The 22158-nt window shown below is 57.0% G+C and carries 15 protein-coding genes; 5 read left to right on the plus strand and 10 right to left on the minus strand.

The window, feature by feature from the left end; translation table 11 throughout:
- Positions 1 to 12: 12 nt before the first annotated feature.
- Positions 13 to 984 carry an ArsR/SmtB family transcription factor gene (locus KCG46_RS00770; protein ID WP_218403475.1) on the minus strand — a complete coding sequence of 324 codons (972 nt, stop codon included), beginning with the start codon at positions 982 to 984 and terminating at the stop codon, positions 13 to 15.
- Positions 985 to 1079: 95 nt separating this feature from the next.
- Here KCG46_RS00770 and KCG46_RS00775 point away from each other — a divergent pair, with 95 nt between their 5' ends.
- Genes KCG46_RS00775 through KCG46_RS00790 form a run of 4 tightly spaced genes read left to right on the plus strand, consistent with a single transcriptional unit; the run spans position 1080 to position 5985 of the window.
- Entirely contained in the window at positions 1080 to 2987 is a 1908-nt protein-coding gene (locus KCG46_RS00775; protein WP_218403476.1) for a beta-galactosidase, read from the plus strand.
- A complete protein-coding gene (locus tag KCG46_RS00780) occupies positions 2962 to 4110 on the plus strand; it encodes a Gfo/Idh/MocA family protein (RefSeq protein ID WP_369410144.1) in 1149 nt (382 codons plus the stop codon). Before KCG46_RS00775 ends, KCG46_RS00780 begins: the two co-directional genes overlap by 26 nt.
- Before the next feature lie 2 nt (positions 4111 to 4112).
- Positions 4113 to 5069 (plus strand): aldo/keto reductase, encoded by a 957-nt coding sequence (locus tag KCG46_RS00785; RefSeq protein WP_255551692.1) that lies wholly within the window; start codon positions 4113 to 4115, stop codon positions 5067 to 5069.
- A gap of 1 nt (position 5070) precedes the next feature.
- Positions 5071 to 5985 (plus strand): TauD/TfdA family dioxygenase, encoded by a 915-nt coding sequence (locus KCG46_RS00790; RefSeq protein ID WP_218403477.1) that lies wholly within the window; start codon positions 5071 to 5073, stop codon positions 5983 to 5985.
- Here the strand turns inward: KCG46_RS00790 and KCG46_RS00795 are convergent.
- The 9 genes from KCG46_RS00795 to KCG46_RS00835 form a co-directional block, all read right to left on the minus strand.
- On the minus strand, positions 5982 to 6308 hold the full coding sequence (locus tag KCG46_RS00795; protein WP_218403478.1) for a tail fiber domain-containing protein: 327 nt from the start codon (positions 6306 to 6308) through the stop codon (positions 5982 to 5984). The two genes, KCG46_RS00790 and KCG46_RS00795, sit on opposite strands and share 4 nt — an antisense overlap.
- 128 nt (positions 6309 to 6436) lie before the next feature.
- Positions 6437 to 8164, minus strand: coding sequence for a solute:sodium symporter family transporter (locus tag KCG46_RS00800; RefSeq protein WP_218403479.1), 1728 nt, complete (start codon positions 8162 to 8164; stop codon positions 6437 to 6439).
- Positions 8165 to 8380: 216 nt separating this feature from the next.
- Entirely contained in the window at positions 8381 to 9256 is an 876-nt protein-coding gene (locus KCG46_RS00805; protein ID WP_218403480.1) for an NAD(P)H-binding protein, read from the minus strand.
- 42 nt (positions 9257 to 9298) lie between these two features.
- Complete coding sequence (locus KCG46_RS00810) at positions 9299 to 10882, minus strand: sodium:solute symporter family transporter (protein ID WP_218403481.1); 1584 nt, start codon at positions 10880 to 10882, stop codon at positions 9299 to 9301.
- A gap of 110 nt (positions 10883 to 10992) precedes the next feature.
- Positions 10993 to 13395 carry a glycoside hydrolase family 3 protein gene (locus KCG46_RS00815; RefSeq protein WP_255551693.1) on the minus strand — a complete coding sequence of 801 codons (2403 nt, stop codon included), beginning with the start codon at positions 13393 to 13395 and terminating at the stop codon, positions 10993 to 10995.
- A gap of 106 nt (positions 13396 to 13501) precedes the next feature.
- On the minus strand, positions 13502 to 14704 hold the full coding sequence (locus tag KCG46_RS00820) for an MFS transporter (RefSeq protein WP_218403482.1): 1203 nt from the start codon (positions 14702 to 14704) through the stop codon (positions 13502 to 13504).
- A complete protein-coding gene (locus KCG46_RS00825; protein WP_218403483.1) occupies positions 14701 to 15756 on the minus strand; it encodes a LacI family DNA-binding transcriptional regulator in 1056 nt (351 codons plus the stop codon). The genes KCG46_RS00820 and KCG46_RS00825 overlap by 4 nt, the downstream gene beginning before the upstream one ends.
- 57 nt (positions 15757 to 15813) lie before the next feature.
- Positions 15814 to 16815 (minus strand): glycoside hydrolase family 16 protein, encoded by a 1002-nt coding sequence (locus KCG46_RS00830; protein WP_255551694.1) that lies wholly within the window; start codon positions 16813 to 16815, stop codon positions 15814 to 15816.
- A gap of 115 nt (positions 16816 to 16930) precedes the next feature.
- Positions 16931 to 20296, minus strand: coding sequence for a TonB-dependent receptor domain-containing protein (locus tag KCG46_RS00835; RefSeq protein ID WP_218403484.1), 3366 nt, complete (start codon positions 20294 to 20296; stop codon positions 16931 to 16933).
- Positions 20297 to 20523: 227 nt separating this feature from the next.
- Between KCG46_RS00835 and KCG46_RS00840 the strand changes: the two genes are divergently transcribed.
- Complete coding sequence (locus KCG46_RS00840) at positions 20524 to 22038, plus strand: tryptophan halogenase family protein (protein WP_218403485.1); 1515 nt, start codon at positions 20524 to 20526, stop codon at positions 22036 to 22038.
- Positions 22039 to 22158 lie beyond the last annotated feature (120 nt).

Consider the following 22158-nt stretch of genomic DNA (forward strand, 5'->3'; position numbering starts at 1 on the left):
TTTGGCAGGTGTTTAGAGGTTTTGCGGGGCCGGCACGTCGCGCCTTTTCCCAATCCAGATTTTGACGACAAGTTCCCCGCCATCCAAAGCAATCGGATCGCGTGCGGAAAAACCCGCACTGCGCAGGAGGTCGCGCATTTGCCGGTCTGAGAAACCAAGGCGGGCGTGCTGGTGACGGGTGCGAAGTTCTTCACGGTCATGGTTGGCGAAATCGACGATGGCGATCCGCCCTCCAGTGCGGGTGACACGCGCGGCCTCAGCCAAAGGGATCGCGGGATCTTGCGCGAAATGGAGCACCTGATGCAGCAGCACAGTGTCGAAACTCGCATCAGGAAGAGGAAGTTCAGCAAAATCGCCCTGAACAAGCTCGATCTGAGCAGCGGGCAAATGCTGAAGTTTCGCACGGGCAATGCGCAACATCTCAAGATTTTTGTCGAGCGCAACAACGTGATCTGCGTCTTTGGCAAAGAACTCCGCCATCCGGCCGGTACCGGTGCCGATATCGAGTGTGGCACCCAGCGGCGCATTGGAAAGAGCTTTGCCAAGCTGTTCTTCAACCTGCGCGTCCGGACTGTGGAGGGCGCGCAAATCATCCCATTCACCGGCGTGCTGGGCAAAATAGGTTTCGGCTGATTGCTCGCGTGCGTCGCGGATTGCCGCCAGTTTGCGCCGGTCGCTTTCGCAGACTTGCGCAAATTCTGCGTCTTCGCGCTCTACCACGGCAAGCACATGCTCGAGAGCTGCCACAATAGGGTTGGCCTGATCGGAGCCGCCGGTTGACCGCAGGAAAACCCAACTGCCTTCACGGCGTCTTTCCGCTATTCCGGCATCGCACAGAATGCCAACATGGCGCGAAACGCGTGGTTGGCTCTGACCGAGAGCCTGGGCCAGTTCACCCACTGCAAGCTCCATCGTCCCGAGCAAGCGAGCAATCCGCAGGCGGGTCGGGTCAGCCAATGCTTTGAAGATCGTATCGACGGCCATACGGACGGATATAAAGATATTTTTATATCTGTAAATGCGTCAAATGGGCAAACGCACTTGCAATATTTCACACGCGAGCGGAAACGGCGAAGGTTATGAAACTTGGCTGCTGCTATTACCCCGAACACTGGCCCGAAGACAATTGGGCAGACGACGCGCACCGAATGGCCGAAATGGGGCTGTCGCTTGTGCGGATCGGAGAATTCGCGTGGAGCCGGATTGAGCCCGAACCCGGCAAGCTGGTTTGGGACTGGCTCGACCGCGCAATAGAGACGCTGCATGCAGCCGGCTTGCAAGTCATCCTCGGCACGCCGACGGCCACGCCGCCAAAATGGCTGGTGGATCAGATGGCGGATATGGTGGCAATCGATGATCAAGGCCGCCCGCGCGGGTTCGGATCGCGGCGGCATTATTGCTTCTCCCATACCGGATACCGCGCTGAGTGCAGGCGGATCGTCACCGCCATGGCCGAACGCTACGGGCAGCACTCTGCTGTCACCGCATGGCAGACTGACAATGAATATGGCTGCCACGATACGATCCTGAGCTTCTCCGATGCCTCCGCGTCGCGTTTCCGCGAATGGCTAGGCGCGCGATACGGAACGCCAGATGCCCTCAACTTGGCGTGGGGCAACGTGTTTTGGAGCATGGAGTACCGCTCTTTTGCCGAAGTTGACCCGCCACATCTGACCGTAACCGAAGCGAACCCTGCGCACTGGCTGGACTATCGCCGTTTCGCTTCTGACGAAGTAGCGAGCTTCAATCGTGAGCAAACCGAAATCCTTCGCGCCCATTCGCCACACCGCGATATCACGCACAATTTCATGGGATTTTTCACGGAGTTCGATCACTACGACACGGCCCGCGATCTTGATGTGGCGACTTGGGATTCGTACCCGCTCGGCTTTCTTGAACAGTTCTGGTTCGGCGAAGACGACAAGCGTGATTACCTGCGTCAGGGCCACCCTGATATCGCCGCGTTCCACCATGATCTGTATCGCGGCGTCACGGGCACAGGCCGCTGGGCCGTAATGGAGCAACAGCCAGGTCCGGTGAACTGGGCGCGTTATAACCCTGCCCCGCTGCCCGGAATGGTCGCGCTATGGTCTTTAGAGGCGATGGCGCACGGGGCCGAGTTCACCAGCTATTTCCGCTGGCGGCAGGCACCCTTCGCGCAGGAACAGATGCATGCAGGGTTGCTGAGGCCGGATGGCAAGGATGCCGAGGCCGCACATGAGGCGCGCGAGGTCGCCGATATCATCGCAGACATAGGTCCGCAGAGACTGGCCAAGGCACCGGTTGCTTTGGTGTTTTCATATGAAGCAGCGTGGGTGTGCGGGATCCAGCCGCAGGGCCAGAGCTTCCGGTATCTGGAGCTTGCTTACCAATGGTATTCGGCGCTGCGTAAGCTTGGCCTTGATGTCGACATCGTCTCGCCGGATGCACCGATCGGTGAATACAAAATGGTCGTCGCTCCGACGCTGCCGATTGTGTCAGACGATCTGGTCGCGAAGTTGAAAGCGCTGGATTGCCCCGTCCTTATCGGCCCCCGGTCGGGCAGCAAGACCGCCAACTTCCGCATTCCCGATGATCTCGCCCCCGGCGCCCTGAATGATCTTATCCCGCTCACCGTCTCACGCGTAGAATCCCTGCGGAACGGAATTGTCGAGCAGGGCGATGATTTCTCAGTGTCCCGGTGGGTCGAGCAAATCGAGAGCAACATTGAGCCGGAATTTGCCCTTAAAGACGGACGAGGTGTGGTCTTCAAACACAAGCATGCGCGATATTGCGGAGCATGGCCCGACGACGCTTTGCTTCGTTCTTTGGTTGAGCGAATGTCCGTAGAGGCGGGAATTGATACGATGCCTTTGCCAAAGGGACTGCGCGTTCGCCGCACCGCCTCACATCTGTTTGCCATCAATTACGCGGGCAAGCCGGTAACGTTTGAGCCAACTGGCGAGACTATCGCGCCCGCCGGTGTATCAATCACTCGGCTATCCTGATGATCGCTTGCCAAGTCAAACCCTCTACCACATGGGCACAGCCATGATCGGAACGCGCAACTACGCCATTATCGGATGCGGCATGATGGGCCGCGAGCATATGCAGAACCTCGCGCTGGTCGAGGGGGCAAATCTGATAGCGATTGCCGATCCGGATGCCGGATCACGCAAAGAAGCACACGACCTTGCCAGCCGGCTGGGGCAGGACGTGCGGCTGTTCGAAGATACTGCGACCATGCTTTCTGAAGCAAAACCCGATGCGGTCATTATCGCCTCGCCAAACTACACCCATTTCGATGCAGTCAAACCCGTCATGGAAACGGGTGCGGCCATTCTGCTCGAAAAGCCGATGTGCACGACTGTTCCCGATGCAGAATCATTGGCCGTGGCAGCAAGCAATTATCCAAACCTTTTCTGGGTCGGTCTGGAATACCGGTACATGCCGCCGGTCACACGCTTTATCGAGCGCATTCACGCAGGCGAAGCCGGCGATATCAAGATGCTGGCAATCCGCGAGCATCGCTTTCCATTCCTCGAGAAGGTCGGCGACTGGAACCGCTTCAATCGCAATACAGGCGGCACTCTGGTCGAAAAATGCTGCCATTTCTTCGATCTGATGCGGCACATAATGCGCGACGAACCGGTGCGTGTTTTCGCAAGCGGGGCGCAGGATGTGAACCATCTGGACGAGACATATGATGGAGAGACGCCGGACATTATCGACAACGCATTTGTCATGATGGATTTCGCGGGCGGCGGGCGGGCGGTGCTTGACCTGTGCATGTTCGCCGAAGGATCCGCGCAACAAGAAGAGATCAGCGCCGTCGGGCCCATCGGCAAGTTAGAGGTGAAGCTGCCTGTAGGCGAAGTCACATGGTCACCGCGCGACAAATCCGGCCCGTTTGTGACCCATGTCGAAACGCCGCCGGATGCGCTCGCGGCAGGTGATCACCACGGCGCAACCTATTTCCAGCTGCGCGATTTCCATGATGCCCTCCTAAACGGTACCGACCCTTTAATCGATGCGCGCGACGGGTACCGATCAGTCGTAATCGGTGCGGCCGCGCAGCAAAGCATCGCATCCGGCTGTCCGGTCGATATCTCATTCACTGCCAAGGACTGACCATGCTTTCGAACATGCCCCGCAGCGGCTTTGGCCTATGGAAAATCCCGCAGGACAAGACAGCAGATACGGTCGTGGAAGCGGTGCGCGCGGGCTATCGTCATTTCGATAGCGCTGCGGATTATGGCAATGAAGTGCAGACCGGCGACGGCATCGCTCGCGCGGTAAGCGAAGGACTGGTTTCGCGTGAGGAGCTTTGGATCACATCAAAGCTCTGGAACACATTCCACGCGCCAGAGCATGTTGAGGAAGCCTGCCGCAAGTCATTGGGCGATCTTGGCCTTGATTTTCTCGATCTCTATCTGATCCACTTCCCGATCGCGCTGGAATATGTTCCCATCTCGACCCGCTATCCGCCGGAATGGGTCCATGAACCTGAAACAGATGGTGCTGGCATGAAGCTGGCCAAAGTGCCTCTTCATCAGACATGGGCGGCGATGGAGACTTTGGTAGACAAAGGCCTCGTGAAGAATATCGGCGTGTGCAATTACAATTCAGGATTGCTCCACGATCTGATGACCTATTCGCGCATCAGGCCTGCGATGCTTCAGATCGAAAGCCATCCTTATCTCACACAAGAGCGCCTGATCCGGTTGGCGGGCGATTATGGGGTGGACGTAACGGCGTTTTCGCCGCTGGGCGCGCAAAGCTATTTCGAACTGAATATGGCAGCGGAGGGCGACAGCCTTCTTGGTGCTGCACCGGTCATGGTGGCGGCAAGCGCGCACTGCAAAACGCCTGCTCAGGTCCTGCTTCGCTGGGGCATTCAACGCGGTACTGCGATCATCCCGAAGACGACAAAGCCGGAGCGCATGCGCGAAAATCTGGACATTGATGACTTTGAGTTGAGCCGGGTCGAAATGGCGGCAATTTCCTCGCTCAATCAAGACCGCCGGTTCAACGATCCAGGCGCATTTACCGAAGCCGCTTTCAACACATTCCACCCGATTTACGATTGATATGACACAGCAAAGCTTTCCCGCAATCATCGAGGGCGGCGGTGACCTCGCCGCGTTTCTTGCCGCGAATAAAGGCGCTGTCGATGCAGCGCTCGCCAATGCTGGCGCGCTGCTGTTTCGCGGGTTTGACGTGCCCGATCCGCACGCCTTTGATGCTGCGATTGAAGGGTACGGCGAGCCAGGCTTTACGTATGAAGATTCGCTGTCGAACGCGGTTCGCACCAATGTCACGACGCGCGTCTTCACCGCCAACGAAGCGCCGCCGACGACAGAGATTTTTCTGCATCACGAGATGGCTCAGACACCGCTTTATCCGTCAAAGCTGTTTTTCTACTGCGAGATTGCTCCTGAAACAGGCGGCGCGACACCGGTTTGTCGATCTGATTGGGTGCTCGACACCCTTGCAAAAACTGCGCCCGAACTTGTGACCCGCATCGAAGCAGAGGGGGTGCGATACACAAATGTTATGCCCGGGAGCGACGACGCCGGATCCGGTCAGGGCCGCAGCTGGCGCAGCACTTTAAGCGTGGATGCACGCAGCGCAGCAGAAGCGCGGCTGCGCGACTTGGGATATTCATGGGAATGGCAAGCAGAGGAGACTTTGCGTGTCACCACCCCTGCCTTGCCCGCCATTCGCAAGCTCGCCGATGGCCGCAGGACATTCTTCAACCAATTAATCGCCGCGTTCCGTGGCTGGGCCGACAGCCGCAATGATCCGAACCGGGCCATTACATTTGGCAACGGCGAACCGATCACATCGGAAGATATGGCCCCAGCAATTGCGATCGCCGACGAGCTAACCGTTGATCTGGAATGGCAATCAGGCGACGTCGCCTTGATCGATAACTTCCTTGTCATGCATGGCCGCAAACCGTTTGAGGGCAAAAGGCGCGTTCTGGCCTCGCTCATTGCCTAATGCTGGGTGATGCCCAGCTGCGCATAATCGACCATCCAGTAGCCCGACGGATGTTTTGAAACTGCATGAGGGCGCACTTCGCGAACTTCATCGGCCATAGCGCCAAAGACATCGCTTCCTTCGCAGAGCTCTGCAAACTCAGGCCGATAATCGAACAGGTATAATCCGAACCCAGCGGGATGATCGCCGACTTTCCGAATGTTCTGCTTAAGCCGGCGATCGGACATCATTCCCATGCCGCCCATACCCATCATGCCCGTGCCAGTTTCACCGGTGAACCCGCCAAAACCATCATTGCCAGGACCGACACTGCCGCCGGTCAAATTCCGGACACTCCCATAAGGCCGCAGTGTTGGCCGGGTATAAGGTCGTTTGGTATTTCTCGACATCTCAGATCCAAGCCCGAAGGCCTCCATAAAACTTCATCCAGCAACAATACGTACCCTTCCCCCTACGTATCGGCTGGCACCTTAATCGTATCTGATCGCCCGAAACTGGTCAAAATCCAGAACAACAGGTTGGCCGTAAAAATTACCCCGATCAGCGCGAAAAACAGCGCACCGGGCCCGGTTTCTGACGCCAGCCCCACCGGCGAAAACAGCAGGTATGTCGCCACGACACAGCTGAACAGCGTGACAGCCAATGGCTTCGCAAACCGCCACGGGGTCATGTCCACCTGATCGTTCCGTGTAAAATTCCATGCTGTCTCGCGCGGTTTTAACCAGCCGCAAGCGAGCATAATTCCGACCTCTATCCAGAACAGTACGGCGTACAGGTGGATGAAGTGCAGCGTGATCACATCGTCGAACACAAACCGGATCAAACCATATACGGCGACATGGAAGACGATCACGATCTTCGCACCCAGCGCCGGTACACGGGCCGTGAACAACCCGACGATCACGATCACCACGGTCGGAATGTTGTAAAAGCCGGTGAAGATGCGGATGATCTGCCATAGCCCCTCGGGTGCGAAAGCAAGCATGGGGGCCACAACAAACGAGAACAGCGCAATCACCAGGCTGGCAATCTTGGCAACGCGGACCAGTTCTTCATCGCTCGCCTTGTCCCCGCGAGCCGGTGCATAGACATCCAGACTGAACAAAGTCGCCGCGCTGTTGAGCAGAGAATTGAACGATGAAAACACCGCGCCAAGCAGCACCGCCAGGAAAAACCCGGAAAGATAGACCGGCAAGACATCGCGGATCAGGCGCGGATAGGCTTCATCAATTGTGCCCAATCCAGGCCCATAAAGGTGAAACGCGATCACGCCGGGGATCATCATCATGAACGGTACGAGTATTTTGAAAAAGCCGGAAAACAACACGCCCTTTTGCCCTTCGGCTAGGCTCCGCGCCCCAAGCGTCCGCTGGATCACATATTGATTGGTGCACCAATAAAACAGGTTGGCGAACACCATACCGGTGAAGATCGTGCCGAACGGCGTCGGATCATCGGAAGCACCGATCGCGTTGAGTTTTTCAGGGTTTTCCGCGGTTAGCTGCGCCAACCCTGCACCGAAATCTCCGCCGCCCAGCGCGATCAAGCCGAAGACCGGCACCAATACACCTATGATCAGCAAACCAACGCCGTTGAGCGTATCCGAAATCGCCACTGCCCGCAGACCGCCAAAGATCGCATAGATCGATCCGGTAACCCCAATCAGGATGACCATCGCCACCAGCGCTTCAAAATCGCCAAGGCCCGTTAGAGCGGGCACATCGAACAACGCGATCACTGCGAGGCTGCCGGAGTAAAGCACGCTGGGGATCGTCACGAGACCGTATCCCAGCATAAACAGCACCACAGACATGCGACGCACCACCGGATCAAACCGGTCATTAAGAAACTGCGGCAAAGTCGTGAACGCGCCGGCAAGGTATTTGGGCAGGAATATCAGCGCCATCGCAATCGTTGCGACCGCAGCCGTTACTTCCCAGCCCATGCTCGACATGTTGAAACCATATGCCGACCCGTTCAGCCCGATAAGCTGTTCGGCGGAAAGATTAGTGAGGAGCAGAGAGCCTGCAATAAAGGTCGCACCAAGCCCGCGTCCGGCAAGGAAGTATCCGTCTTTGGTCTCTGTCGTCCCCCGCGTCTTTAGCCAGCTAATCCAGCCGACAAGTCCCATAAAGAACGCGCAGCTGACGAGCGTGAAGATCAGGTTTTCACTGCTCACGCCGCGTCTCCATCATGACTCTGCACCAGCGCGAATGGAAGTGGACGACACGAAACGCAGGTCCCGTGAAAAGCTGCAAGCGGATTTTTCCCAAGCGCGTCAAAGCCTTGAAAGCGCCGAGCGCGCACAATGTGTGACTTTCCAAGATGCAGGCTGTCATCGTTATTCATCACGGGCTTTCTACGCGAGGCGGCGCGAGTAGGAAACGGAGCGCATTCATCCGTGCTCCTTCAACAAACCACGGTAGTGGTCGGCCAAGGTGTCGCTGCCAAATTCAGGCGTTTTTTCAGCGCTATATTCGCCGCTTTCTGGATCAAGTACCAGCATGCTTTCAGTCGCGTAATAATGCGCGATGCGGGCATATTCGGCCTTTTCGGCCAGCCAATCAGATAAGGGGGCGCCCCATGACAGGACCTTTGCCGCGCCGGTAAACAGACGCGGCGAAATGGATTTGAAGCGCGGCTCTTCACCCGTAAGCTCAAAGATCAACTCGCCTTGCTGGCGCAGGGAAATCGCAGGGCCCGGTCCGCCAATTGGCAGAACCTGTTTGCGGCGTGCAGGATCGATTACGCAATCGGCGATGAAACGCGCCAGATCGCGGTCACTGATCGGCTTGCAACGGGTCAGATTGCCATCGCCGAAAATCATAAACGGCTTGCCCTTTTGGACCCGCTCCACCTGTCCCGACAGCGATTTGAAGAACGCTGTCGGCCGCACAATTGTGTGGTCGATCTGCGATGCTTTAAGCGCCCGCTCGAACGCGATCTTTGCGTGCTGGAAGGCCAGCCGAGGCTTTTGAACACAGATAGCCGAAAGCAGTATGAAGTGCTCTGCTCCCGCTGCTTCGGCGGCTTTCAGCAGCCTGAGATTGGCCAGAAAGTCGACCGCTTCGGCATCTTTGGGTGATCCACTGCGCGATGCGATGCAGGAAATGACTGTGTCCGGCTTTGCCGCGGCGAATGCTTTTGGCAAGCCATCCTCCGATGCGAAGTCGCTGCGTGTGATAGCGGTCACCTGATGTCCGCTATCCTCCAATGCCTGCTGCACCGCGCGGCCGATTGTGCCGCTCGCCCCTGCAAGCACAATACGCATCTGTTGGTGGGCCCCGTCCATCACAGGACGGGGCTTAGCCTATCACCACAGAACGATATAGAGGCCAACAAGGATGGCGACGGTCAGCATTGAGAGCGTGTTGAAAAGCATCGTCGTCGCAAAGCTGATGTCGCCGAGCTTGACGGTGCGTTCTTCGTCCGGAGCGCGCGTCATCCGCGAGACCGCAATTGCAGCAACAAGGGCGACCACAAAGACAATCCAGATGCGGATAATGAATGGCACATCAGGCGCACCGAATTTCAGCGCGATGTTCAGCAGAACCGAACCGATAAGCGCAGTGAATGCGCCCGCAGTGTTCGCTTTCTTGTCGAAGAAACCGAGCAGGAAGACAATCACGATACCCGGTGCGATATAGCCGGTGTATTCCTGAACCGTCTGAAACGCGCTTTCAAAACCACCGAGGAACGGACGGGCAAGAACCAGCGCGAGGCCCATCGCGACAAAGGCGGTGATCCGGCCAACCATCACGTAATGTTTCTCGCTCTCGTCAGCGCGAACGCTGCGATAGAGGTCCATTGTGAAGATGGTAGAGATCGAGTTCATCATCGAAGCGAGCGAAGACACAATCGCCGCGATCAGAGCCGCAAAGACCAATCCGCGCAGGCCAGCGGGCGCAAAGCCCATCAATTGGCCATATGTCCGGTCCGATTTCTCAGCCAGCGCCGCCTGATCGAGCATACCCTGCTGGGCAAGGATGACAGCCGCGATGCCCGGGATAACCACGATGAACGGCACGAGCAGTTTCAGGAATGCTGCAAAAGCGAGACCCTTTTGCGCTTCGCCAAGGTTCTCCGCACCCAGCGCGCGCTGAATGATGTACTGGTTAAAGCCCCAATAGCTGAAGTGCAGCACCCACAGTCCGCCAAGCAGCGTCCAGATACCCGGAAGGTCGCTATAGCCGGTATCGCCTTCGTCGAGGATCATCTCGAAATGGCCCGGCATTTCCTGCATCAGATATCCGAAGCCGCCGATAGCGCCATCCGCAGGCAGCGCGTCGAGCGCAAACCAGGTGATGGCAAAGCCGCCGATAATCAGGATCACAACCTGAATAATATCGGTGAGCGCAACAGCTTTCAGGCCGCCATAAAGCGAATACAGCACAGCAAAAGCGGCGAGCGCCATCATCGATGTCATCACGCCCCAGCCGGTCAGCGTATCAACCGCAAGACCGCCCAACCACAAAACAGCGGTGAGGTTCACAGCGGTGTAAAGGAACACCCAGAAAACACTCATCAATGTCTTCACGCCCGAACCATACCGCTGGTCGAGGAATTGCGGCATGGTGTAAATCTGGCGCTTCAGGAAGATTGGCAGGAAGTATTTCGCGACGATCAAGAGAACAATTGCGGCCTGCCATTCATAGGCGGCAATCGCGATACCGATGGCGAAACCCTGGCCCGACTGGCCAATGATTTGCTCGGCCGAGATATTCGATGCAATCAGTGAGGCACCGATTGCCCACCAAGGCAATGCGCGCCCAGCGAGGAAATAATCCTCGGTGTTTTTCTCGTGCCCCGCGGGCTCCCGGCTTACAAACAATGCAATGCCGAGCAGCGCGAGCGCATAGGCCGCGATGATGATGATATCGATAGTCTCGAGTGTCACTTGAACATACTCCCCCGTGGACTTTGGCTCTTATCGGCCTTGGTCCGGATCCCTAAGGCGACAGGACTAACGCGTTCCTGCGTTACGTCCAGCCGCATTCGATTGCACGATCAGAATGAGCACTCTGCCCCTTCGGCTGCATCTTCCCGTGCAATAGCTGAAATCTGGATCGAAAATGGCGCTTCCGAACGAATTGTCAGGGCATTGCTAAGCCCCGCAAGACACGCTGGTGTCAGCACCATTTCGCGCCAGCCTTTGCCTTCTGCGACCAGCATTTCGCGCGATATGTCGAGCGTGCTGCCGTTGCTGGCAAGCACAACCGGACCAGCGGGACGCTGCGTGACTTGATAGGCGATACGGTACGCATTGCCGCCCTGCGGACCGCTCAGATCAAGCGCGGTGCCCGGACCGAATGTGATCTCTCGGGCATCTTCCTGAGTGTTCCGGTCGATCCCGCGCGCGACTACGCCGCCAGCAGCGCCGCGCAGATCGGGGATCTCGGTCCCTTTCGACAAAGCCTTAACCCGTTCAGCGAGACGGCCTGCAGTAAACCAATCAGAAGCACCGCCAGCGTCCAGCGCCGCGCATTCTTCGCTGAGCGTTCCGAACGGAGCAGTGTTGTTCATCGACCGACTAAAGCCGACCGGGAAAAGCGCACCGTCAGGGCCATTGAGCGGATCACCGTCGCAACCTGCAGGCCAGCTGAAAGACAGCGCCCCGTTCGTTCCCGTTTTTCCGTAAAGGAAATCAGCGACGCCCGCGCCTTCGCTGCCCGGAAGCCAGGCAGCCACAAATGCATCTGCCACATTAAGCTCGCGGTTCACCCACATCGGGCGACCAGAAAGGAATACGGCGACTGTTGGGACACCGGCATCCTTGAGACGGCGCAGGGTTTTCAACCCTTCCTCGTCGCGGAACGCGAGGTCCTTACGATCACCGACGAATTCGGCGTAAGGCTCTTCACCGAACACGACGATAGCGACATCTGGCTCCTGCCCTTCGGCAAGAGTGCCGTAGAGCGAGAAATCAACACTTCCGCCCGCCGCTTTCGCTGCGTCTTGGATACCCGCAAGAATTGATGTCGCACCGGGAAAATCATCGTTGGTTAGCTCTCCGCCGCCCTGCCAAGTGATCGTCCAACCACCGGCTTGCTGTGCGATACTGTCCGCTGCGGTGCCAGCGACCATGATGTTGGCCCCTTCCTTGATCGGGAGCACCCCGTCATTCTTCAAAAGCACCATGGATTTCGCGACTGCTTCGCGCGCGATTGCACGGTGGTCAGCCGAACCGAGCTTGCTCCAGTCGCCAGCGTTCGGGCGCAGAGACGGCTTGACTTCACCATCCAGAATACCGGCGCGCTGTTTAATGCGGAGCACGCGAACAACGGCTTCATCGATCCGCGCTTCAGGGATCGTGCCGTCTTTCACCTGAGCCAGCGTTGTCTCGTAAAGCCCCTTCCAATCTTCGGGCACCATATAGACATCAAGGCCCGCCAACATGGCTTGCGGACAATCGGTGTTGGTGCAGCCTTTGATCTGGCCGTGTCCGTTCCAGTCCCCGACGACCAAACCGTCAAAGCCCATTTCGCCGCGTAGCAAGTCTGTCAGCAGCGCTTTGTTGCCATGCATTTTCTTGCCATTGATCGAGTTGAAGCTGGCCATGACGGAGCCCAATCCAGCATCAATTGCTGGCGGGTAAGGCGTGACATGAACCGCTTTCAGGTCTTCGATGTCACCGTTTACCTCACCTTGGTCGACCCCTTGCGCCGTGCCGCCATCGCCGAAGAAGTGCTTGGCCGTGGCAATAACCCGGCCTGCTCCCAAGAAATCATCATCGCCTGGTTTGCCCTGCAATCCCTCGACCATGGCGACACCCATCGCGGCGACACGGACAGGGTCTTCGGAATAGCTTTCGTAAGTGCGACCCCAGCGATCATCGCGGGCAACCGCCACAGTCGGGGCAAAGGTCCAGTCGATGCCGGTAATCTCAATCTCGACTGCTGTTGCCGCGCCAATTTTGCGGATCAGATCGGGATCGCCCGTCGCGCCCAGCGCGATGTTGTGCGGAAAGATCGTCGCACCGATCACGTTGGCATGGCCGTGAACCGCGTCTGTGCCCCAAATCATCGGGACCGCCGGTTCACCATTGGCAAGCGACTTTGTCGAAGCCTCCCAAAATTCATCAGCCAGCTTCAGCCAGTCTTCGGCGGGTGCAAAGTCATTGTTGTAAGGGCCGGAATTGCCGCCGTTCAGCACGGTGCCGAACCGGTATTTTTCAACATCGGCTGGCGTGACCGAGGCAATGTCTGGCATGATCAGCTGCGCAACCTTACGCTCCAGCGACATGCGAGCGAGGAGATCAGCGATCTGCCGTTCGGCGGCATCTTCGGTTGAGGCTGCAACTTCTTGAACGGGCGGCGTGCTCGCCGCTGTTTGAACCGGCGCACCGGCACCGCATGCAGAAACCAAAACAGCAAGTGCACTGGCTGCCATCAGCCGAGCGGAAATACGCATTTTTGAAAGTCCCTCCCAAAGACCCGAAACGTTCACGTGAATCTCAATTTTGAGAACGTTCACAAAGATGCGATTGTTCGCACGCGTTTGTACGAAAATCAAGCCTTCATACGTGCTTTGGAGTGGTGACGAGCAAGACCGCTGCAAGCGCGGCAAGCGCCGCGAAGAGCAGGAAGAGCGCCGAAAATCCGAAACCCGGCACAAGCGACAATGTAAGCCACGGCATAACAATCGATGGGACTGTGTTTGTCAGGTTGAAGACACCAAGATCGCGACCGCGATGCTGCGGTTTGGGCAGCACGCGAAGATACTGGCTTGTGTGCAATGACAGGAAGATGGACGCGGCAATTCCGAACACGACGTAGCCGGTAATCGCCAGCGGAAGTTCGGCAGAAAACGCCATAACCACCAATCCGACAGCGGCCAGCGCGGCGCAAACAACCAAAGGTGCGATAGGGCGCTGATGGGTGTCCGACCATCTGCCCATAATCAAAGATAGAGGGATGGAAATGATCAGAACAATGCTGAATATATTGGCTGACGTATTTTCGTGGAAATCGGGCAAGATCGAACGCAGCCAGAACAATAGAAATGCGAACAGACCGGCCTCGGATATCTGTATGAGAAAGCGTGATAACCACATCCGGACAACGATTGATCTCGACGTACGATCGGCGACGCTTCGCCCGCGCTTTTGATGGCTCGGTTGCATCAGAGCGGAGCGCTCTCGGCCGCCTCCCAATACCAAAACGGGCAGAACGAGCGCCGCAACCATGATCGCGACGGCAATTGTCCGGTATTCTTCCGCAACGAACCCCTCAAACGTCACCAACGATCCGGCCATTGCGCCAAGCGCTGGGGCCACTGAGAGCAGCCCGCCAAGCAAGCCCTTCTGGCTATCCGGGACACAGTCCCCCGCCCATGCGAGCAACGGCCCAAGCATCATGTTGAGACACAGCTGCCACAACATCACCGCCGCAATCAGTTCGAACAGCGATGTGGCCTGACCGATCCAGATCAGCAACACGCCCGAACTGATGAGGCCAAACACAATCCAGGGCCGCCGCGTTCGGCTCCAGTCGCTGACCAGCCCGAATACGACATTGGCAAGGCTGGCGATAATCGCGCCGTAGAATGTGACGCGCGCGAGCGATACGACGTCTTCGCCGCCCATCAGACTTGTTATTTTGAGCGGGAGCAAGACGGTTAGAAACGGCACGTAAGCAATTGCGCCGCCGCCCACGGCAACCGCGAATAGGATCAGAAACCAGAGCGGCTGGCGATCATCAGGCTTGATGTCGTCGCTCACTCCGCGGCGGGGGCCGGTCCTGTTGATGAACGTTCGACAAGCTCGGCCGGGACATCGATAATCTCGTTCACCGGCGGTGCTTTATGCAGATTGATAAGGTGTTCGACTGCAATCGATACGGTTTCTGCAATCGGCTGATCCACTGCCGTTAGCGGCGGCTGCGTGAACCGCACAATCGGAGTGTTGTCGAAAGAGATCAGCGAAATATCGCGGGGCACATGCAAGCCTCGGTCTCTGGCCACTTCAAGCGCGGCAAGCGTCATCTGATCGCTGCTGCCGATAATTGCAGTCAAATTGGTATGGCGGTGGAGCAGACTCCGCGCCGCCTGTGTGCCGGATTCATATCCAAAGTCGCCCTTTTCGCACAGGCCGTCTGTTGCAAGACCGTGCTCTTCCATCGCTCTTTTCCAGCCTGTGATGCGCCAGGCGCTGAGGCTGTATTGATCCGGGCCGGCGATCATTGCGATTTTGCTGTGTCCCAGCTCGATCAGGCGTTTGGTCGCGGCATATGCTGCCCCTTCATCGCCCATGGTCAGCCGGATTCCCGGCCCTTCTTCCACGGATCCGATCCGGGCAACGGGAATGTTCCGTTCCGCAAGCAGCCGGGTGATCTGCGTATTTTCAGAATGCGGCGGTGTTAGAATGACACCGTCCGGTTGAAGCGCGGAAACAGTCGCGCCAAGCTCGCGTTCCACATGATCCGCATGTGTATCGACCAGCTCGACGATCATGCGATAGCCGTTCTTTGAGCACGTCAGCGTCCCGCCGAGCAACATCTGGTCAACCCAGTCCGTACCAGTGCGCTCGCGCCAATCAGCCAGAGTGCGTTCGCGGTCATTGATAGCGAGAATCAAGTAACTGCGTGATCCGCTCATCCGTTGCGCCGCCAGCGACGGGACATAACCCAGCCGGTCAATCGAAGATTGCACCCGGTCGCGCATTTGTGGGCGCACATTTGGCTCGTCATTGATGACGCGGCTTACGGTTTGCAAGGACACGCCTGCATCCTCTGCCACTTCGCGGATTGTTACTGTATTACGGCGCCTTGCCATTTCGTTCCCGTCTTAACTGACCCCCCAGCCAGCACCCAAAAAATGCGCACCCGCGCATTAGTTCATGCATGCCCGACCTGTATCGCGGTCTTCCTTGCATTGATACACTCTGATCCAATCAATCACGAACTGATTAGGCAGCGTGTCCTCATCGAGCCCCAGCTCATTGCTTTCTTCCGGCCATTTCCCACCAACAGCCAGATTGGCCATGATATAGAATGGCTTATCAAAAGGCGCATTGGCATTGCCCGCCGCCAGGGGCGAGGCTGTAAACCACTCCTCGCGCGGAACGGTGAAATGCACGCGGTCATTGATCAAAAACCGGATCAGCCCTTCGCCCCATTCGACCGCATAGACGTGGAAGCCATCCGAAGGCAGTGAGAGATCGGGTAGCGGCGACTTTTGAGAGACAAATGCGTTTGCCGGCGACGTATCGCCAAAATGCAGCGCACTGACATGGCGGTTCTCGCCCAAAGTCCCTTCGCATTCGTCGCATTCCGCGCCAAGATTGACTGCCTCCAGAATATCGATTTCGCCAGAAAGCGGCCAACCGCCATATTCTCCGGTCTCAGGCATCATCCAGACCGCAGGCCACATGCCCTGCCCGGCAGGAACCTTGGCCCGCACTTCGAAGCGGCCGTACTTCCAACTGTGCAGACCGCGCGTGCGGATCTTGCCGGATGTGTATTCCCGTGTGACCTGCGGGTTAGGATTTTCCGCGATCTCTGGAGGGCGATCGGGTCCGGTGAAGGTTTCTTTGCGAGCCTTCAGATAGAGAAATCCGTCCTCCACCGCGATGTTTTCCGCGCGGTCAGTATAACATTGGCGCTCATTATTGCCGCCGCCCCAGCACGATTCCTCTGGCACCCATTTCAGATAGTCGAGCGAAGTGCCTTCGAACTCGTCTTCCCAAACCAGCGTCCAATCCTCGGAAAGGGGAGCAACGCCGGTTCCTGTTGCCGCGCTTTGTGCAGGTTCACCCACCGCTTCGGCGCCGCAAGCGGGCAACGCTGCGCACGAAGCCACTGCTAGTGCCTTGAGCCAAAACCGAGCCATCATTTGCCTTCCGCCAACATCCAAACGCCGTGCATCCAATTCAGGAGCCTAATCGAGAAGGAGGGGACTTTGCCGATGCAATGCCCCCTCCCCTATTCATTCGCGTGAGCTCTGTTCCTTAGAAATCAAAGCGAGCGAGGAACGTAAACCGCCGGTCATTACGGAATGCCGAGCGGGTGATACGCGTGCCATCAAAATCGACGACTTGCGACGTTACTGTCACTTCGTCGAGCAGGTTGACGCCCTGGACACCCAGTTTGAGATAGTCGGTCACCGAATAGAAAATCGACGCATCAAGCTGACCCGTAGATTCCTGCCAGATTGGCGAGAACGGGAAGATGTCATCGCGCGGCGTGATGAGGAATTCCGAACGCCAGTTATAAGCTGCACGCGCTGCAAACGGACCTTGCTCATAGAACAATGTCGCGTTGAACGAGTGCTCCGAAATACCGGCGAGTGGTTGCTGGGAAACGAACGCGCCGCCGCCCAGATCATTCGCCGCCGTCGTAATCGAAGACTGGCCAACTGCTGTCAGGTTCGGGTTCGAGAAATCGCTTCCATCCACATAGGTATACGTACCTTGGAAACCGAACCCGCTCAGGAGACCCGGCAGAAAATCGAAAGTTTGCTGGTATGCGAATTCGAAGCCTTTGAGCAATCCGTCCTGCGAATTGACCGGCCCTTCAACAGCAACCTCAACGGGAACACTGGCCTGATATGTGACCGTTTCGAAGCCGTTGTCGATGAACCCGTCGACATCCTTCAGGAAGCCGGAGAGCGTGATCGAACCAACATCATCGAAGTACCATTCGACCGAAAGGTCATAGTTCCAGACCTCAACGGGAAGCAGGTTCCTGTTGCCCGTTGAGAGTGCGAACAGCGGACCATTCGCAAGCGCATCCGCGCCAGCCGTCTCAAGCGCATTGGTGTTGTCGCCGATACCGCCGCCAGCACGGAAAAGCTGAAGATCCGGTCGCGCGATATTCTTCGATGCCGCAACACGGAACAGCAGGCCGTCCCCTATATCCAGTTTTGCATTGAAGCTGGGCAGCCAATGCTCGAACCGGATCTCGCGATCATCATTCAAGACTTCGCCGGTGTGAGCCGCCGCGAACTCCGCAAGCCTCGCATCCGAAAGCGAACAATAGCCGCGCTGAATTCCCGGAACATCAGGAGTCGCGCACAGTGCCTGCAATTCCGAAACCTGTACGATGCCATCACCGTTTGAAACGCCATTGGCTGGATTGTCGAAACGGCTCGCGTCGGGCAGTCCGATCCGGCCGCCACTGGTGACCTCGGTTTCAACATAGCGGACGCCGATGTTGCCATCGATCGACCAACCATTGCCAAAATCAGTACCGAAATCGATGCGCCCATAGGCCGCTTTTGTGACCTCGGTAACAGTCGAAACCTCACCCGGACAGAAGACACCCTCAATATCACAAGGCACAATGTCGCCAGTAAGTTCGTCGGCTCTGAAACGTCCGTTTACACCATAGTTGAAGCGCTCTGGCGAAAGGCCAAACTCTTGGATTTCCTCAAACTGCTGGTCGGTGAGACCGGACAGATATTCGCCAAGGAAATCGTCTCCACCGAAGTAGAAGGCGCCGCCATTCTCAATCGGTGTTGGCGAATTGCCACGTTGGAAATTGTCGCCAAATGGTGTGCGGTACTGCGAGAAGCCGGGAAATTCATCGACATAGGCACCGCCAGCGATGGCGAATTCCTGCCCTGGAAGCCCAGTATAGAAACGGCCTGGAATAAAGCCGTTGCCGAATGGTCCAGGACCGTCGGCACCGCATCCTGATCCTTCACCCCATGGCGCACAACCAGCGCGGCCAGCCCACGGCGCAGACAAGTTACCCCAAGTGCTAAAGTTGGTGTTGCGCGTCGTACGATCACGCTCTCCCCAGCGAGCACCAAAGCGTGCGGCCTTGAAGAAACCAGTGTCGCTGATGTCGTATTCGGCATCAATCCGGTAGCTATCAAGTCCGCCTTCGTTTTTCTCGCGGCTATCCAGACCAAACCAGTAGTAGGTGTTGAAGCCGGAGGTGAAGTAATCAGATTCCGCGCCGGGAGGCGCGATGAATTGAACGCTGGGCACCGTTCCGGTGAGATCGAGATCGATATTCGCCCAAGTGCTGAGCGCGCCAAAGACCGAATCCCGCGAAAGATCGGAATTGATCGATTGCGCTTCAAAATTGATCCGCAAACGGTCGCTCAGGTTCCACTTTACGTCGAAAGAGAAATCTTCCGTTTGCGATTCCAGACCGCGCTGGAAACGCAGCGAGTCAACCGGAAGACCGCCACGACCGAATGGGTTTGCGTAAGCGTCACCGGGGCGCTGCGTCAGAACACCGCTTTGGAAAATGCCGTTTTCGTCAAATTGCAGAGTGCTGCCAGCAGCCGCGACGGGGAACAGCGCCTCGTCATCAACACGGGCGATGAGCGCAGATTCGTCGGTGTCGAATGTAGTGCTCGAACGAAGCCATTCGAAAGTGGCCACAAAATTGCCGGTGGGGTCTTCGTATTGAAGAACAGCCGACCAAGCTTCGCGGTCGCGATCAAGTGTGGTCGAACGAACGCCAGCGCCTTTTGGCAGCAGAACCGACCCTTCAGGCGGGAAATTGGCTGCATCAAAATTTGGATCGCCTACAAATCCGCCTGAACCTACGGAAAGAGCACGCAAACAAGGGCCGTCGAGCGCGGCGGCGCGATAACACGGGTCGGCAATCTGCGAAGCATCGGTGCGGCTTTTCAGCTCTGACTTGGCGTAGGAAAGCTGCAAGCCGAGCGTGCCTTGCGGCGTATCCAGTGTGCCCGAACCCAGTATCGAATATTCAGGCGACCAATCGCCGCGAAGATCGCCATAGTTGGCACCGACTGTACCGGCGATCTTGAGGCCCGGAGTATCAAGCGGCTTGCGCGTGACCAAGTTGACCGTACCCGAAGGTCCGCCTTCGATCATGTCGGCAGTAACGTTCTTGAAAACCTCAACGCGGCCGAGCAGTTCAGGCGAAACGTCGTTGAAGCTTAGAACACGGCCGCCAGTCGCAGAGAAAATATCCCGACCGTTCAATTCTGACCGCGCGAAAGGAAGACCACGGATGATAACGCCAGTTCCCTCAACCGAGAAACGGTCCGGATCGGTCGTCTTCTCAAACCGGCCAATCGTGATGCCAGGAATACGTTGGAGCGTTTCTGCAACCGAACGATCTGGCAATGCGCCGATATCTTCAGCCGTGACCGCATCTACGAACGTGTCGGAATCGCGCTTGATGTTCTGCGCATTTTCAAGCGACCTGCGGAAACCATCAACGATGATGACATTGCCTTCGTCGACCGGAGCAGCCTCTTCGGCGCCCTCGTCCTGATCTGCATCCTGCGCGAGAGCCGGAGTCGCGATCATGGCAGACATCGCCAGACCGGACGCAGTGCTCAGAGCAAAGAAGCGCCGTGTAGGCGCAATACGAGCCGTCTTCATGTGAACTTTAAACCTCCCCAAGACCCCATAATTGGGTTCATGTCCTTTATGGACTTTCCAATCGGTAGCGAAAATTGTTAGCGTTCACAAGACTCGCAAGATAAACTTCATATTGCAGATCAGGAGTGTGGGATTTTGCCCACACATTTGGTCCCGGGGGTGATGCGTGTATTGAAGCACAAGCTTGACCGGTGGTACCGGTGAAAGCGCCAAGGGCAGAGGAATAGATGGCAATTAACAACATAGTGATCGTTGGCGGCGGGACCGCTGGCTGGATGGCCGCTGCGGCTCTTTCGCGGCTTAAACGCAACCGCGATCTTGGTATTACTCTGATCGAGTCAGAGGCGATTGGCACTGTTGGTGTGGGCGAAGCAACGATTCCGCCTTTTGTCGAGTTCAACCAAATGCTCGAGATTGACGAGCGCAAGATGCTTTCAGAGGTTCAGGGGTCTTTCAAACTGGGGATCCAGTTCGAAAACTGGGGCAATCTCGGCGAAAGCTACATTCACCCGTTCGGCGCGTACGGCTATCCGATGGGCGGTATCTCGTTCCACCATGTGTGGCACAAGCTTGCGCAAAGCGGAGACAAGCGCCCGATCCAGGCCTTTAATGTAGAAACCATGGCCGCTTACTTCGGGAAATTCGCGCGGAGCGAGGACTATCAAAAAGAACGCGATGACATGCCGCCTGTCAATTACGCGTATCATCTCGATGCGGGTCAATATGCGCAGTTCCTGCGCCGCTATGCCGAGGAACGCGGCGTGGTCCGTCAGGAAGGCAAAATCTGCGACGTAAAGCTCGACCCGGAAAGCGGTGATGTAACATCGGTTCTTGTCGAAGACGGTCCCGAAATTGCAGCTGATCTTTTCATCGATTGCTCCGGTTTCCGCGGGCTGCTGATCCAGCAGGCGCTCGAAACGGGGTATGAAGAATGGACCCACTGGTTGCCGTGCAACCGCGCGGTGGCTCTGCCTTGCAAACGCGATGACGGCAGCCAGCCTCCACCCTTCACGCGCGCGACCGCACACACAGCTGGTTGGCAGTGGCAGGTCCCGCTTCAAAACCGCAATGGCAACGGGCACGTATACAGTGCGGACTTTATGGAACAGCAGGAAGCTCTCGATATCCTGCTCGGCAATATTGCTGGGAAACCTCAGGCTGAACCGAACCACCTGCGCTTTGTAACCGGCCACCGTAAGAAGTTCTGGAACAAGAACGTCGTTGCTCTTGGTCTGGCCGCAGGATTTATGGAGCCGCTGGAATCAACCTCGATCCATCTCGTAAACACCGGCATCGACAAACTGGTTTCGATGCTGTCGCTTGACGGGATCACCGATGCGCAGCGCGATACCTATAACCGCCTGACGGTGCGCGAATATGAGCGCATCCGCGATTTCCTTATCTTGCACTACAACGCGACATCGCGGACGGATTCCGAGTTCTGGAACTACGTCCGCACGATGGATGTGCCGGATACACTCACTCAAAAGGTCGAGCTGTTCAAAGCAACTGGTCAGATTTTCCGGGAGGAAGACGAACTGTTCACTGAGACAAGCTGGGCTGCGGTTATGCTGGGTCAGGGTGTGCCGATGCTCAGCCACAATGCCATGGCGGATTCGCTGGATCAGGCCAAAACCCACAAAGAGATTGACGAGATCGAGCAATCGATCCGCTTTCTGGTTCAACACATGCCCGGTCACGGTGAATACCTTGCGCAATATTGCCCGGCCAAAGGCGCTTAGAAAAGCAAGCCTTAAGGCTCTGGGTCGATCCAGACCTTTTATCGAAATGATTGATATTGATAACGTTCTCAAACTAATTTGGCGCTCAGGGGGATCGGGCGCTGTTGTCATGGGAGAGGG

This window comes from Erythrobacter crassostreae, from assembly GCF_019204045.1.
Classification (GTDB): Bacteria; Pseudomonadota; Alphaproteobacteria; order Sphingomonadales; family Sphingomonadaceae; genus Erythrobacter; species Erythrobacter crassostreae.